We start from the raw sequence: 16,453 nt of genomic DNA, 5'->3' as shown, positions 1-16,453 counted from the left end.
ATTTGAGAATTTCTTGATGTTCATTTAATGACTTTATACTACAATAAAAATGAAAAGAAAGCGGTATCAAATAAGCGAAAGGAGGCTTATCATGAAAAAGGTACTTGAGGTCAGACATCTGACTAAACGTTACGGCCAACATCTAGCTCTAGACAATGTAAACCTGACCTTAGAAAAGGGTGAGGTCTATGGCCTTATCGGAAGAAATGGGGCAGGTAAGACGACACTGATTAAGGTCATCACCAAACTCATCCGTCCAAGTCAAGGTAGTGTTTCCCTCTTTCACTCTACTTCCAAATCAGAGTGGACCCACGCACTGAAACGTGTCGGTTCTGTGATTGAAACACCCGTCGCCCTTAATCATCTCAACGCACGTCAAAACCTACGTTACTACTGCAAGATTCATCACGTTCCAAATCCTGACAAGGTCATTGATGAAATCCTTGATACAGTTGGACTTGGACACACTGGCAAGAAAAAATTTCGTAGTTTCTCATTGGGTATGAAGCAACGCCTAGGTATCGCTATTGCACTGATTGCAAAACCAGACCTACTCATTTTAGATGAACCGATTAATGGTCTCGACCCGGTAGCTATCAAAGAATTCCGCCAAATGATTAAAAAATTGAGTGAAGAGCAAGGTATGACAGTTCTCATCTCTAGCCACATCTTGTCTGAACTCTATCAGGTTTCAACCCGCTTTGGCATTATTGATCACGGTCACATCATCCGTGAAATTACTAAGGACGAATTCGAACATCTCAGCGAAGACTATATCGTTCTCAAGACCAACCAATTAGCCCTAGCTAGTCGCATTCTCCAAGACCAACTCCATCAACACTTCAAGGTTGTTAACAGCGACAATGAAATTCATATTTTCGATAAATCCCATGTGATTAAAGCAATTGTTAAAGAGCTGGTTAAACAAGAAGTTGACATCGATGAAATTTACTACAAACGTCAAGACTTAGAAAACTACTTCACACAACTGGTTGATTCAGAAAGGAGGTAGAGCCATGTTACACACTATTCACGCCGATTTCTATCGACTCTTCCGTTCTAAAGGATTTTGGATTTCTGAAATTATCCTAGCCCTAAACATTATTTCTGGTGTCCTATTGGGAGGTACAGGGCATGTAGGCGTAGAAACTGGGGCAAAACAAGCCGTTAAAAGCGCCTCTTCATGGACTGGTGTCGGATCACTGATTAATTATTCTAGTAGTATCTCTATGACAGTCCTTTTCACTTTGATTGTTGTCTCTATTATTTTGGGCGTTGACCTTGCGCAAAAGTTATATAAGAATAATCTCACCTCTGGTATTTCACGGAGCGGGTTCTTCTTCGCCAAGGCAACCGTCATTGTAGCGATTACTTTAGGACAACTCCTCTTGTCTTACGGTCTTGCCTTCGTCCTTGGTACACTTTGCCATGGTCTCGGAACTGTACCTGATCACTTTGTTAGAAACTTTGCCTTAACTTTCCTTCTCCAATTCTTGTGTAATTTGGCTTGGGTAAGTCTGACCACGGTTGCCCTCTACCTCACACATTCCATCGTGACAACCTTTGTGACCTACACCCTTGGTTTAGTAGCTTTAACCGTACCAGCAGCAATCTTCCCTAAAGTAGAAATTTTGAAATACTTGTCACTCAACTTTAATTACGCCCTGACCGCAGATAAAACTATCATTCAAAATACTGCGATCGTGGCAGTAGGATTTATCTTAGCATTCACAGCTTTAGGCTTGATTACTTTTGAAAAACAAGATTTGTGAAAACATTCAAAACTATCCATGTGACGAGGAACTGAAAAATCGGTTAAAAGCCTCGACACCAAAATTTGCGATTCCCATATTTATACTTTAAATTTGCGTGTCGATCAAATATCATTAAGCTACTTTTGCCCTTTAAATATCCCATAAATGAAGAAATACTTAGTTTCGGTGGTATACTCACTAACATGTGAATATGATCTGGGCAAGCTTCTGCTTCATGAATTTCAACACCTTTTCTTTCACATAATAATCGTAAGATTTGACCAATACTTGCTTTGTATTTCCCATAGATTATCTGACGTCTATATTTTGGGGCGAAAACAATATGATACTTACAATTCCATGTAGTATGTGCTAAACTATTATTATCCTGTCTCATCAGGGGTCCTCCTTTAGTATATTAGTTAGTGGTCGGGAAACCTTATCTAATATAACACTTTAGGGGGACTTTTTTGATACATCGCTAAAAGCCTTTCAGAACCACTAGCACAGCTAGTGGTTCTCGAGAAACAAAAAGACAAACATCGCTTTTGATGTTTGTCTTTATTCTGATACAAAACTAATCTTGCGTTTTTACTACCTATTTATGGATAAGTTAATAAATAATTAAAGTTTGAAATCAACTTAGCATAAACATATTGAATTATTCACCAATCCTCTATTTTATGAATTGTTCTTCCGTTTTCTTGATAAGACCAATCCAACTAATGTGAGAAGGCCTCCAACCTCTATTGCGACTTCAGACTTATTGTCACCAGTTTTAGGAAGTTCTTGTTCTTTTACATCCTCATAAACTACTGGAGTAAGCGAAGTGACTGATTTCACTGTTTGAACTTCTGGAGTCGGTGGGATAGGAGGTGTTACCGGTGGAACTATTGGTGTTGGTGGAGTTGGTGGGGTTACTGGCGGAACAACAGGTGTTGGTGGAGTTGGTGGGGTTACTTTATTGTTAAATTCTGTATCTGCTGGTAATTCAGTAGTAGCGATTAACACTCTTCCATCTTTCTTCACTTTGATTCCAACAGTAGCAATCATGTGGTCATACTCGATACCAGCTTCGGTACCTTTTACTTCTTCTACATGATAGATGTAAGTCCCTTCTTCACCATTTTTAAATGTAAGTGCTGAAAATTTAATCTTACCAGATGCATCATTCGCTACTGTTTCGATTACATTTCCTTTTTCATCCTTCAAAACAAAGCTAAATTCTCCAGCTTTCAACTCACGACCCTCTAATTTCTTAGTGAAGTTGAACTGTACTGTCACTGGCGCTACCGCATAGTTGTTAAACTCGCTATCCGCTGGCATTACAACATTGGCTGTCAAGATACCAGTTGTGGCGTCTTTTGTGACCTTAACTGTCACTTCGGCGTTCATAGTATCGTAGTCAATATCTGTATCTGTGCCGGCTACTTAACGAACAGTGTAGGTATGTGTACCTTCTTTATCATATGAAATAGCGTCAAATTGGATCGTGCCGTCTGCCCCATTCTTCTTCGTTTGGAGAACTTGACCGTTTTCAAGCAACTCGAAGCTGAAAGCATCTGCCTCTAGGGCTTTGCCTTCAAGTTTCTTCGTGAACTTGAATTGGGCACTGGTTGCCGCCGGTGTGAAAGCATTATTGAACTCGGTATCTGTTGGAAGAGCTTTGGTCGCTGTAAGGGTATGACCATCTTTCGTGACAGTAACTGTTACCTCTGCCTTCATTGGGTCATAACTCATTCCGGCTTCTGAACCTGCGACTTCTTCTACAGTGTACTTATGCACGCCAACTTCATTATTCTTATAAGTGAGTGCATCGAAGGCTACTTTTCCTGAAGCATCATTGGTCTTCGTTTGAAGTACTTTACCAGTCGCATCTTTCAAGACAAAACTGAACTCGCCATCTTTTAGAGTGCGTCCGGAAAGAACTTTACTAAAGTCAAATTGCGCTGTCACTGGCGCTACCGCATAGTTGTTAAAGGTCTTGTCATCTGTACCAGTTGCTTCGCCACCTGTTGATGTCATTTCTGTTTTTGCTGTTAACAGACCTGTTTCCTCATCTTTCGATACAGTTACTTTCACTGCAATCGTCATATCATCGTAGTCTACATCTGGTTTATCACCCTTCACCTCTTTTACTGTGTAGTTGAAAACACCAACATGATCAAATGATAAGTCACTGAAAGTAATTTTCCCATCAGCTTTGTTAGTAACAGTTTCATTAACATTGTTATCACCAGTCAGTATAAAGCTGAAATCACCCGCATTTAGACTACCATTAGAAAAGACTTTGTTAAATTCTAGACCTACTTTTACTGGGGAAGGAGTATAAGTGTTATTGAATTCAGTATCCGTTGGCATAACTGTGTGTGCTATATACGAATTACCATCTTCATCTACTGTGATACTCACTTCTGCTTTCATTGCATCGTAGTTAATTCCTGCTTCCGTACCTGGCACTTCTTCAACCGTATAGTGATAAACACCAGCATGGTTAAATAACTGTGGAATGAAGGTAATATGTCCAAAACTATCATTCTTTTGTGTATCAACCACATTACCACTTTGGTCAACTAGATTAAAGGTGAACTCACCAGCCGTTAACTTTCTTCCTTCAAGACGTTTTGTAAACGCTAAATCAACCCTTGCTGGTTGTTTTGCCTTTGAAGCTGAACCTGAACCACCTGCTTTAAATGCAAAAGTTGCTTGGTAACTTTGTTCTTCACCAGAGTTGTAAGTGATTTTGATATTATTACCGTGTTTTTCTTGTAACTCCTCATTGGTATCAGGTACATTTTTTAATCGCGTCATATAGCGAACATAAACAAGCTCATTCAATTGCGCTATCTTGAAAGAAAAACCAGTTGGGCTTTCTTTGATATTTTCCAATAATTGAATCGCATTACCTTTGGAAACCCATGGAGAAATTGACTGAACTCTTTCAGCTCTAAGAGCTTTACCGTTCCATAAATCTACATTATCTGAAGGAATAGATGTCGCATGTCCTAAACGCCACGTTTCTTTCGTTTTAGTATCAAATTCATCCAAAACAGGATCCCCATCTTGTACTAGGACTTGGTCATCTGGAAGCGTATCAATTAGTTGGTAATTTGTCAAAACTTGAGGAGCTACCAAACTACCTGAGTTTAGACGGATAGTCCATCTGATTAGTTCAGGATGACCAGTTACCGCTTCACCATATTTTGTTACCTTTGTTTTTTCTACCGGTACAGGAGCACTCTCCGGACCTACTGTTACTGTAATTTTTCGTCCACTAAAATTGAGTTCTGTTGGAACATTTGGTCTAACATATGATTTCCAACCGGTACTAAAGGTTAAGGTAAATTGTTTTGCAATTTTGTTTTTCTCATAGTAATCTGTAAAAGTAGTTATCACTTTATTACTAATTGAATCTAGAAAAGCATTACCTATTATTTCACCACTAGGACCAGTTACATCATAATGCAAACTTGTAGGAATTCTAATTGCATCGGGAATATCGACAACGATTTTATCATTTTGTTTTATCTCTAATTCATCAGGTAATTCCATATGAATGACTGTTTCCGCAGGAGCATATAAACTGTTCCCATTTGGAAAATTGACTTCAACATTAGGATTTTTCACAGTAATTGTGTCACCTGTTTTGGAAAAGGTTGTTTTACTTTCTTCAGTTGATGAGGTAGCTTCCCTTTTAGCTCTGCGTCGTTCATTTGAAGGGTGGTTATCAACTTTCTCTTCTTCAATCACTTGCGAAGAATTTGTTGTCACCGGTTCCGAAGTTACTGAATTCAACTCCTTTATTTGAACACCTTCTTCATTTTTGGCCACCGGAGTATTTTGTTGAATGTCATTTACTTCTACTTTAGCATTACTATTAGTAGGTGCTACTGTTGCGTTATTTTGTTGACCTTCATTAGACTCTACTTTTGAGATGTTATTCTGTTCAACGTTACTTTCTTGAACACTGTTTACTTGGTTTTCATTTAATTTCGCCGTAAAAGAAGATTGAACCTCAGTGGTAGCGCTTACTTCATCTGCCTGAACACTGGTTGCTCCCATCACAAAAATGGCTGTTCCCAGAAGCACAGAAGCAACCCCAAAGTTAAACTTCCTGATTGAGAAACGTTGTGATTCTTTTTTTCCCATAATACAAATTTCCTTTTAATATATTCTTAACACCTAAATTCTAGCACTTTTAACTTTTCTGTCAATAGAATATTCTGAATTATTTATTGTTTTTACACTTATTTTCTTTATGTAAAATATATTATAATAAAGCATTAATTCTAAAGCCATATATATGGATATTATTAACATTATCTTTTCTTATAATATAATTTTAAACAAATATATTAGAAATGCGAGGGTGGAAATAAGAATGCTAAGGTTTTATAATCTAAATTTTACTCTGAAAGCTAATCATTTTTTATAGCAAACTAGTATGAAGAGTAAAGCTAGCAATACTCTTCTCTAAATTTTAATAGAGTTCAACTTTTTTCTTTCCCCAAACTAACCCCATGAAAATATACGAATTTTGACATAAGAAAAAACGCAAGAGTAGCTCCTGCGTTTTTCTGCATTAATATTCCACAGTTTACCCATCTACCTTGGGAGATGATACATAGATAAACTATCTAAGAAGTAATATAGCACAATATAATCTAAATGACAATCGTCATACAATCTAATTCTATTATTTTCTCCTATGCATAGTAATTATTTAGCCACTTAAATTTAATTATCAATTCATCATCGGAATCTTAAATGTTGTTAGATTACTAAATACGAACAGCTTTGAGGCATCCCTAATTACAATTTTACTTGTCTCAGAAAAATATTTTGGCTTAATCTGAAATGTTATCTTACCTCAGTTGAGAATTTGACTTTTAACAAAACTTGTTGCAAAATTCTAATCACACTGTTATAATCTCAGTAGTAGACACATACATCAAACTATGAATTAATCTTCCCTTCGTCTCTAATTAACTTCTGTCATAGAGACTTCACTCTAACATTCTTTTATTTACATAATACTCCTGTATGAACGTCTACTGCTAACTAGGGTTTCCCCCTAGTTTTTTTAGTTACTACATGTACATTTCAAACACCTTTTATAGATTCTGACTACCAACATCTCACATATTGATCATTAAATTAAACTATAGTGATACTCTAGTCAATGTTATTTTTTCTTTTCAAATATATAACTTCAAAATTCATAATCTCACTGTTAAATAAAACCATTCATTCTCATAGTCCAGATGTAGCTCACCCTCTAAGACTTGGACTAAGTGTTCGGTGATATAAAGCCCAAGTCCAGAGGAATCCTCGGTGTCTGACAGGTTTTCAGAGTAAAAGCGGGTCGTTAGTTGGTCCAGATGCTGTATCGGCTGTTGAACCATATTACTAACTGACAAATAAATGCCATCATCCACTTTCTCTAGTGTCAGTTGAGCTTGAGTCTTACCATGTTTTAGAACGTTACTGATAATATTCTGAAATAGACGTTCAAAAATATCTGGATCCATTTCGCATTGGATATCAGGTGTTACTTGAATATCTAGTGTAATCCCTGTCTCTTGAAACATGTCATAGTAAGGCAGGATAGACTTAACCACAAGTTGAGAAAAGTCCACATCTTGAAATTGTGGTTGGATGGCCCCCTCTGTTAATCGTCGATATTCCAACAAGGCTTCCAAACGCTTTGAAACAGTCAGTAGATTTTTAGAAATCTTCTCCATAGCCATGTCATTTTCACTACTACTTCGAAGACTTTGCTGAGCATAGCCGCTCGCTACTGTCAGTGGTGTTCGTATATCATGGGCAATATTACTGATAGCCATGTCCATGGTTTTCTTTTCTTGGAGAGCGACAAGCTTAGTCTTTTCAATTTGGGTAAAGAGAGACTCAACCTGATTCGTTAGGGTAACTAAAGATTTTGGTTGGTTTTTCAGAGTAATCCGTCTATGGCTTTCTTCAACTAGCTTTTCTTCAATCTGCTTTGAGAGAGATTTTACAGCCAAATAGTAACGGACTAGATAGATAGTCACTCCCAGCAGGAGTACAGTCAATACAATAAGTAGTCCATCCATCAGTCATCTCCTTTAAGTCGCACACCTAAGCCCCAAATCGTTTCGATATACTCCGTACCCGCATCCACTTGGGCTAGTTTCTTACGTAGATTACTCAACTGTGCATTCAATGTATTATCACATGATAGATAAGGGGCTTCCCAAACCGTCTCATAAAGGTCCTCTTTAGTAAAAATTTTCTTTGGATTTTGAAGGAGTGTGTGGAAAATTTGAAACTCTTTCTTACCCAAACGAATGACTTTGCCCTGACAGGAGACTTCAAAACTGTCTGGGTTTATCGTGATATTTTTGACTTGATAGATGTTATCAGGCCTACCACTTCCCTTGCTGTGTTCACGTAGTTGAACCGAGACACGCGCATAAACTTCTTCAAGATCAAAGGGCTTAACGATATAATCATTTGCACCATCAAGTAAGTACTGGCTAATCAAGTGCTTGTCACCCAAGGCTGTCAACATAATGACAGGTACAGAGCTTCTTTGCCTGATAAACTTAAGCACCTCTTCGCCACCCTTACCCGGTAACATGATATCTAGGAGAACCAAATCAATCTCTTGACTTTGAAACAAAAGCTCTCCTTCGGTCCCAGAGTAGGCTTGGATAATATAATGTTCTTCAGAAAACAAGTTAAAAAGAATATTCTGGATATCCTCATTGTCTTCAATCTGTAAAATACGTGCCATGTTTTAATCCTCCAATGATACTACCAATTGTATACGCTCACTTTTTCTTTCATCTTAACAAAAAGCCAAATTAATGACAAGGTGCATTATGAGTTATTGATAGCATAAAAGGAAAAATAAAAACCATAAGCCTCCACTTTCGAGACTTACGGTCAATTATTTATTAAGCAAAAGTCGTCACATCAGAAGCATTCAAACGAACAGACTCGAAACCTTCTTCATTGGACTTACCAAGGGCAATGAGCAAGATTGGTACATGACGATCAGCGTCCAGTCCGAAGGCTTTGGCGAGACCTTCTTTTTATAGCCACCAATGGCATTAGTATCGTAACCATAAGAACGAGCGACCAACATCAACTGCATGGCAGCTAAACTAGCATCAATATGAACAATTTCATTCATCATTTCACGAGGAGCATTTTCATACATTGGTACAATGCTTGATAGTTGTTTTTCCTTGACCTCTTCGGGCATTTTTCCTTGCGCAACGGCCTTTCCATAGATTTCTTCAGCTCTTTCTTGGCTCTTCAAATCTGCAAAAATGAGAACCATGGCTGATGACGTTTCATTTTGTAATCCATTGTAGCTGACAAAGGGTTCCAATTTTTCCTTGCCTTCCTCACTCTCCACGACGACAAAACGCCAAGGCTGCATGTTGACTGATGATGGTGCTGTAACAGTCTTGTCTAGGATTTCCAACAGTTCTTCTCTCGGAATCTTAACAGATGGATCAAAGTTACGAATGGAACGACGGTTATAAACGATATCTGAAAAATCATTGCTTACTACAGGCATCTTATGTCTCCTTTTTTGATTAAATGAAAATAATATAATCAAAATTATAACACAAGACAATTGTTATCAAAAATAATTACTACAAAAATGCCTAAAGATTAGTTTCCTTGAGTCCCAGACGTTTCACCTCTGATGAATAGTAAACCATAATCGTAATCAAGCTAATCGTAATTAGCCAGATGGACTTAATATGAATAAAATGCATCAGAAGAGCTGATACAACTGCACCAACCACAAAACTACCTACGATAAAACCATAATTGACCGCCTGGCGACGATATTCTTTCTGATCCTCGCTCCCCTGAATAACATAGTAAAGTGCCGTCAGCATCCTTCGATAATTGCCTGAAGTCATAAAAATCACAAAGGGGTGATTTTCAATCTGACTACCAGTAAAAGTCTTCATCATGACACCTGCAGAAAAAGCAATAATCGGAAGCTCTAATAGAGCATTTGGTGTTAAGAATGGTAAAATGGCAGTCATCACACACAGAGGAAGTAGACCATAAACACGCCAGTAAGCATTCTTACGATGATCTTTAAACCACATGCCAAAAAGAAACCTAAGGAAAAGAAAAGTATGGAAAAGCATCGTAACATATTATGGTACATGCTACTACTACGCCAGTCAGCAACTAACAGGAGAATATTCCCTGTCTGAGTGGCAACCAAACTATGGTAATACATATGACAAAAGACATCCAAAGCTCCTCCTGAAAAACTGAGCAAATTGGCCATCATACGTGTATTCTGAGGCAAAAGATTTCGAGACTCCATTACGTAACTCCCATCTATAAATAAACAAATGACAGTTTCATTATAGCAAATCAAAAGAAACAAGCAAAAAGCAACCCTCACGAGTTGCTTGCAATCCTATTAAAAATTTACTGAATCGGGGTCATCCTGAGTCTTGATTCTAATAAATATCACGTCTATGACCGACTTCGAGGGCAAGTATGATTAGTTCATTGTCCTGAATATTGACAATAACACGATAGGCACCAATACGATAGCGCCATTGTCCAGTGCGATTGGCAACCAAGGCCTTACCCTTGGCTCTTGGATTCTCTGTCACGAGATTGAGATAAGCCTTAATTTGTTTTCTAACAAAAGGATCCAACTTTTTAAAACTTTTGGCAAATTTAGGGGTTGGTACTATCTTATAGGTCATCCCAATTGAGCACCTCCCCACCGTTTTCTAGATACTCTTCATATTCTGCTAAGGCCAAATCAGCGACTCTAGCATCGTATTCATCCTCAATAGCTTCTAAAGTTTTGGTACGAATTAATTCTGACAAGGATACCCCTTCAAATTTCGCAATTGCCTGCATGAACTTCTTATCTGCTTCTGAAACTTTCAATGTAATTGTTGTCATGTCCTTAACCTCGTTCTCTTTTGTAACACCATTGTATTACCACTCCTCCATTTTGTCAATTTCGATGATAGATTCACACTTTTATTCGTAAAACAGAAGAAAAAAGCAACCCTCACGAGTTGCTTGCAATCCTATTAAAAATCTACTGAATCGGGGTCATCCTGAGTCTTGCTGCCTTGAATCTTATTCAAGACTGCCATGTCTTCCGATGACAAATCAAAGTCAAAGATATCTAGGTTGCCTTCAATATTTTTGGGTGTCACAGACTTAGGTAATGGTAAGAAACCTTTTTGAAGGCTCCAACGCAGAGCAACTTGAGCAACAGATTTTCCGTTTCGTTCAGCCACTGCTTCTACGTCATCATTTCCAAAAATACTACCAGTACCAAGTGGGCTATAAGCTTCAAGAAGAATATCACGCTCTTGGCAATAGGCAACCAACTCTTCTTGGGCACAACCTGGAGCCAAGAGAATTTGGTTAACCTGTGGAACAATCTCAGCCGTTTCAAGGAGGGCTTCAAGGTGATGTTGCATAAAGTTAGAGACACCAATGGCACGAACTTTACCATCTTTATAGGCTTCTTCCATTGCCTTCCATGCCCCTGCATTACCAGCCTTCCATTCATCATTCTCACGAAGAGCCTTTGGATTTGGCCAGTGGATGAGCAACAGATCCAAATAATCCACACCTAGTCTTTCGAGTGACTCGTCGATAGAGGCTTTAGCCAAGTCATAATCGTGCTTATCATTCCAAAGTTTGGTTGTTAGGAAAATATCTTCACGTGCCAAATCACTATCAGCAATCGCCTTACCTACAGAAACCTCGTTACCGTAGATTTGTGCTGTATCAATATGTGTGTAACCCGCCTTAAGTGCGAAACTAACACTGTTATAAGCTTCTTCCCCTTCTGGAATCTGCCAAGTCCCAAAACCAATTTTAGGAATCGTAACGCCATTTGAAAGTGTATATGTTTCCATCCTGTTCTCCTTTTCAAGTTGTAATAGAATTATCTTAAAGGATATAAGATAAAATTGCAAAAATTTGCTACGGCTTGTTTGATGAATAGTTCCTTACTTCTTTTTCCGCTTCTTTTTAAAGACAACACCATTTTCTTTAAGGATTTGCATGCTCACCTTTCCAACTCCTCTAATCGCTGCTACTTCCTCTTCTGTTTTCTTTTTAAAATCTTTAAATTCTATTAAGCCATGTTGACGAAGTATACGCTCCACACTTATTGAAAGACCTTGGAGGGCTTTACTCGGCTCTATATTTTTTTCCAATTCTCTAATTAATTTGTGCAATTCTGGATTTTTCTTTTTCGCAACATGTCTTTGTGGACGTTTTGCACGATATTTTTCGATTAACCAAGTAAAATAATATTCTGACTGGGACAGATCAACGACTTGATTAAAAACCATCAAAAGACTTTGCATACTATTGGCTTCAAATAAGATAGGATTGACTTTAAGCGTTTCGGCAACTAGACGCTCTTCATCACCTTGTTCAATCATTTTTAAATAATTTTCGAACTCTGGATTTTTTGCATAAAGTAGTTCAAAATAGAAATCCGCATCCTCAATATGTCCTGTCATTAGAGAGACCGTCATCATAGGTACTATCATCAAATCTTCTTCGTGATATTCCATTTGCTCACATTCGAAAAAGCTTTTAGCCTTATCAAACTCCTCCAGATTACAATAGGTAGCCATCAATTCGTAACGCACTCCCATGTGATCTTGAACATCTATCTCTAGAATCTCTTCAAATTCCTTAATAGCAAACCGATTCATACTGTTGCTTAAATAAAATTTAGCAAGATTATACTTCAAAGACAAATAAGGACGCTCGTCAAGATTAGCCCAGCCCATTTTTGGACCTTGCTCCCACTTGGACCTTTGCTCTTTTTCTAAAGCAATTAGGCCTTTTAGATGTTCAAGTGGACTTTGAAAAGTTAAGAGCATCTGCTTAGCATCAAGATTTTCAGGATCTAGTTTTAAAGCTTCTGTCAAAAATTCCTGACTTCTTGAAGGATCGTCCTCATAATAATGATAAGCCTCTTCAATGAGTTTCCAAGCTCTCTCCTGCTTTGAATCAGGGGAAGTGATCTCATCAAAAAGCCCTTGGTTGTATTGTCTTGCAAAATCTTCAAGAGCCATGTCCACACTGAGATACTCTGTAATATGTTCTTCTAAGAATGCTTCTGCTTTTTTTGTGAAGTCTTCAAAAGATGATGTCATCAATCTTCTCCAATCTATGTTTATTTCTCTAACTACTATTGTACACGTTTTCATAGAACATTACTATATTCTAAGTGAAATCAACAACCTCTTAAATTTTTATTGACAAAAATAGTTGCCGAACGCAAATCAGCCAAGAAAACAAAGAGCCTTCTTTTTGGACATCTAAATTCAAAGTTGTATACTTATATTAGATAGAGTGCCATTGGACGATTAAGGTCAAGGCATAATCTTCAAGTTTCATTTAAAGCTACAAAAAATCATTAACGTCTTGGGAGTGGTTTAGTCCCTTTTCTTAATCAATAACTTTAACTCACTTTTTCATAATTTTACTAAACCACTCCCATTTTTAAGGGAATTGAAAACTGAGTTATATCTTAAAAGGAAACACTGTTCTGTTTCCTTTTTTTCTTACTTCAAACCATGACAAAAGGAAACCCTTTCGAGTTTCCTTTATAAAATATATCGTTGGAGGCAAAGTCCAATAATACTTTAGTTGAGTGGTTCAATCATGAAGCTCAATTGATAGCTATCTGCTGAGCTAAGCAAGAATTCGTCATGAACTGGAGCACCCCATGAGTCGTCACCACCGACACCCATTTGAGCAGCAAGAACTTTAATCCATGTAGCATCAGATTGTTGCAACTCATATTGATGACGAGCATTTTCAATTTGTTCAGTACTGTTACGCAAAGCACTGAATTCGAACGCCTTATTAAGTGCGGTGAATTTAAGACCATTATGGTTATCATCAGATACTGTAAATTCACGAGTACCATAGTGATTACCAGATTCTTGTGGCATTAGATATGGAGCAAATGTCTTTTCAACAGAAGTTTCATATCGACCAAGATAGGCACCAGGAAGTTTATCAAGGTAACTTTCTTCTGCACCGTATCCATAATAGCTAAGGTTTGTAAATTGTGAACCAATAGCAAATTCTAAACCAAATTCAGGGAAGTTTGGCAAACCTGCTTTACCATTGTAGTTTGCAGTAACAAAGATTCTACCCTTGTAGTCAACTTGGTAAGTTACCTTAACTTCGACATCTGACAAGCCTGGCAATTCATGAACATAAGTCACTTTGACAGAGTCATCTTCGATTTGAATTTGAGTATCTGTCACCTTGCTATAGTTTCCAGCAACTTTCCAGCCTGCCATTTCGAATGGATATCCAGCACCACGATCGTTGTCAGTGTAAGCACGAGTAAAGTTAAGTTTAGGACCTTTCTCAATGAATTCAACACCGTTATACTTAGCAGATACTAGCGTATTTTGTGCACGTGAAAGCAAGATAGAGAAGTTTTGTCCTTGAATTCCGATGTTGAAGTCGCCTTCAACAACATTCAAAGGTGCTTTAACTGGTGTTTCAGTGCTAATCTTTTCAGCAACATATTGACCACGAACAATTTCATGTCCTTTTGGAGCCCATTCAGTTGCTTCCTTCTGAACACAAGCAACTTCATAAATTCGTTCAGCATTTGAAGTTCCAACAGCGAATTCTACTGGGAATGTTGCTTCTTCACCTGGTTTAACATCAAAGTGATATTCACTTTCGCTAACTTTTCTACCATCTTCGTAAACTCTAGCTAGGAAAGTATAAGCAGAAAGATCTTCAAAGACATTATCATTCTTGATAGTTACTGATTTTTCATCAACAGCAATCTTAATATTAGAGTAAAGATGTTTAACTGTTTGAAGTTTTGGAGTTAGGGTACGATCTGCGAAGACAATACCATTTCCACAAAATTCGTAGTCAGAAGGTCTATCATGCCAGTCACCACCATATGATAGGAATTCGCTACCATTTGGAAGTGGTTTGTAAATAGCTTGGTCAATGAAGTCCCAAATAAATCCACCTTGGTATTCTGGATATTTCTCTAAGTCAGTGTAGAGTTTCAATCCACCACCAGAGTTACCCATTGTGTGCATGTATTCACATGAAATATAAGGTTTTTGAGGATTGTTAGTGAGGTATTCTTCGATATCAGCTGGTTTCGCATACATACGACTTTCGATGTCTGTAATGTAATCAAATTCACGACACCATGTAACACCTTCATAGTGAACTGGACGAGTATTGTCAACACTACGGAAGTAATCAGCCATGTCAGCAATATCTTTACCAGCATATGATTCATTACCACAAGACCAAATGATAACACTAGCATGGTTCTTATCACGTTGGAACATGTTATTGGCACGATCCAAACAAGCAGGCAACCATTCTGGTTCACTAGCTGGGATATTCCATGAAGGTTCGCTTAGACCAAGTTTTTGCCATGTACCGTGTGTTTCAAGGTTGGCTTCATCAATAACATAAAGTCCATATTCATCACACAATTCATACCAACGTGTTTGGTTAGGATAGTGAGACGTACGAACAGCATTGATGTTATGTTGTTTCATCACTTTGATATCCCAAAGCATATCTTCTTCAGTGATACAACGTCCTGTTCTAGCGTTAAATTCGTGTCTGTTAACCCCTTTAAAGACAATTCTCTTACCATTCAAAAGCAGGAGTTTATCTTTAATTTCGAAGTGTCTAAATCCAACTTTAACTGGAACGACTTCAACAACTTGGTCATCATCCAAAACATGAAGGGTCAAATTGTAAAGTTTAGGACTTTCAGCACTCCAAGGTTTAATTTTCAGATTTTCAAGACTTACAGATAGTTCACCGTCACCATTAACAGATGCATCACCTTCTGTAACGATGCCTTCATAATCTGAAAGAACATATTTAATCTTCTTATCTTCATAATCACCAACAGTCTTCAAATCAATATCCAATTGACCTGCTTTTGTTTGGTAATCATAATCTCCCTTAACAAAGAGATCTTGAACGTGAACTTTTGGAATAGCATACAAGTAAACATCTCTGAAAATACCGTAAAGTCTCCAGAAGTCTTGGTCTTCCAACCAGCTTGCTGTAGAGTAACGATAAACAGCTACCGCCAACTTGTTATCACCTTCAACAAGGTAATCACTAATTTCAAATTCACTAGGTGTAAATGAATCTTCACTGTATCCTACAAAGTTACCATTGACCCATACAAAGATGGAAGTGGCAACCCCTTGGAATGAGATAAATACTTTTTTATCTTTTAATGCATCATTCAAGGTAAAATGTTTAACGTATGATGCAACAGCATTTGATTCTTGAGGAACTTGAGGTGGACGAAGGAATTCTTTACCATCCCAAGGATATTGGGTATTCACATATTGTGGAGAACCAAAACCTTGAAGCTCTAAATGACCTGGTACATTGATGAAATTCAAATCAGTTTCATCAAACTCTGTTTTATAAAAGTCTTTTAAAACCTGATTTGTATTCTGAGCATAGTGAATTTTCCATTTTCCATTAAGAGATTGTCTTAACTTCATCTCTCCTTCAGAAAATTCTGCAAGAGATTCAAAATACTTATGATCTGAGTGAGCGTCAACAGTATTAACGCTAACAATCTTTGGATCGTTTAAGTAAGTTTGAATTTTTTCAGTCGTGTTCATAGA

11 protein-coding genes and 3 pseudogenes are annotated in these 16,453 nt (G+C 37.6%); 2 read left to right on the top strand and 12 right to left on the bottom strand.

Going from position 1 to position 16,453, the window contains the following annotated elements:
* The first annotated feature begins 91 nt into the window (after window positions 1-91).
* Both HSISS3_RS03275 and HSISS3_RS03270 read left to right on the top strand, forming a co-directional pair.
* Complete coding sequence (locus HSISS3_RS03275) at window positions 92-1,012, top strand: ABC transporter ATP-binding protein (RefSeq protein ID WP_021151675.1); 921 nt, start codon at window positions 92-94, stop codon at window positions 1,010-1,012.
* Between the two features lie 4 nt (window positions 1,013-1,016).
* Window positions 1,017-1,772, top strand: coding sequence for an ABC transporter permease (locus HSISS3_RS03270; protein ID WP_021151674.1), 756 nt, complete (start codon window positions 1,017-1,019; stop codon window positions 1,770-1,772).
* A 46-nt stretch (window positions 1,773-1,818) separates the two neighbouring features.
* Here HSISS3_RS03270 and tnpA read toward each other — a convergent pair.
* The 12 genes and pseudogenes from tnpA to HSISS3_RS03215 all read right to left on the bottom strand — a co-directional run.
* A pseudogene (gene tnpA, locus HSISS3_RS03265) lies at window positions 1,819-2,151 on the bottom strand (IS200/IS605 family transposase); the annotation flags it as partial.
* Between the two features lie 284 nt (window positions 2,152-2,435).
* Window positions 2,436-3,149, bottom strand: a complete 714-nt coding sequence (locus HSISS3_RS12285; RefSeq protein WP_021151673.1) for a Spy0128 family protein — start codon at window positions 3,147-3,149, stop codon at window positions 2,436-2,438.
* A 36-nt stretch (window positions 3,150-3,185) separates the two neighbouring features.
* Window positions 3,186-5,903 carry a Spy0128 family protein gene (locus HSISS3_RS03260; protein WP_021151672.1) on the bottom strand — a complete coding sequence of 906 codons (2,718 nt, stop codon included), beginning with the start codon at window positions 5,901-5,903 and terminating at the stop codon, window positions 3,186-3,188.
* Window positions 5,904-6,973: 1,070 nt separating this feature from the next.
* The gene (locus HSISS3_RS03255; RefSeq protein WP_021151671.1) at window positions 6,974-7,849 is read right to left on the bottom strand and encodes a sensor histidine kinase; all 876 of its coding nucleotides are present in this window, start codon (window positions 7,847-7,849) and stop codon (window positions 6,974-6,976) included.
* Window positions 7,849-8,532 (bottom strand): response regulator transcription factor, encoded by a 684-nt coding sequence (locus HSISS3_RS03250; RefSeq protein ID WP_021151670.1) that lies wholly within the window; start codon window positions 8,530-8,532, stop codon window positions 7,849-7,851. The genes HSISS3_RS03255 and HSISS3_RS03250 overlap by 1 nt, the downstream gene beginning before the upstream one ends.
* A 163-nt stretch (window positions 8,533-8,695) precedes the next feature.
* Window positions 8,696-9,327: pseudogene (locus HSISS3_RS03245) on the bottom strand (nitroreductase family protein).
* A 91-nt stretch (window positions 9,328-9,418) separates the two neighbouring features.
* Window positions 9,419-10,104, bottom strand: a pseudogene (locus tag HSISS3_RS03240) (YoaK family protein).
* A 139-nt stretch (window positions 10,105-10,243) separates the two neighbouring features.
* Window positions 10,244-10,498 carry a type II toxin-antitoxin system RelE family toxin gene (locus tag HSISS3_RS03235; protein ID WP_021151667.1) on the bottom strand — a complete coding sequence of 85 codons (255 nt, stop codon included), beginning with the start codon at window positions 10,496-10,498 and terminating at the stop codon, window positions 10,244-10,246.
* Window positions 10,488-10,703, bottom strand: coding sequence for a type II toxin-antitoxin system RelB family antitoxin (locus tag HSISS3_RS03230; RefSeq protein WP_008535010.1), 216 nt, complete (start codon window positions 10,701-10,703; stop codon window positions 10,488-10,490). Before HSISS3_RS03230 ends, HSISS3_RS03235 begins: the two co-directional genes overlap by 11 nt.
* Before the next feature lie 134 nt (window positions 10,704-10,837).
* Entirely contained in the window at window positions 10,838-11,680 is an 843-nt protein-coding gene (locus HSISS3_RS03225; RefSeq protein WP_021151666.1) for an aldo/keto reductase, read from the bottom strand.
* 93 nt (window positions 11,681-11,773) lie between these two features.
* Complete coding sequence (locus HSISS3_RS03220; RefSeq protein ID WP_021151665.1) at window positions 11,774-12,940, bottom strand: hypothetical protein; 1,167 nt, start codon at window positions 12,938-12,940, stop codon at window positions 11,774-11,776.
* A gap of 492 nt (window positions 12,941-13,432) precedes the next feature.
* Complete coding sequence (locus tag HSISS3_RS03215) at window positions 13,433-16,450, bottom strand: glycoside hydrolase family 2 TIM barrel-domain containing protein (RefSeq protein WP_021151664.1); 3,018 nt, start codon at window positions 16,448-16,450, stop codon at window positions 13,433-13,435.
* Window positions 16,451-16,453: the final 3 nt, after the last annotated feature.

This window comes from Streptococcus sp. HSISS3 (assembly GCF_000448605.1).
Lineage (GTDB): Bacteria > Bacillota > Bacilli > Lactobacillales > Streptococcaceae > Streptococcus > Streptococcus raffinosi.
This window is presented reverse-complemented; position numbering and strand designations above follow the sequence as displayed.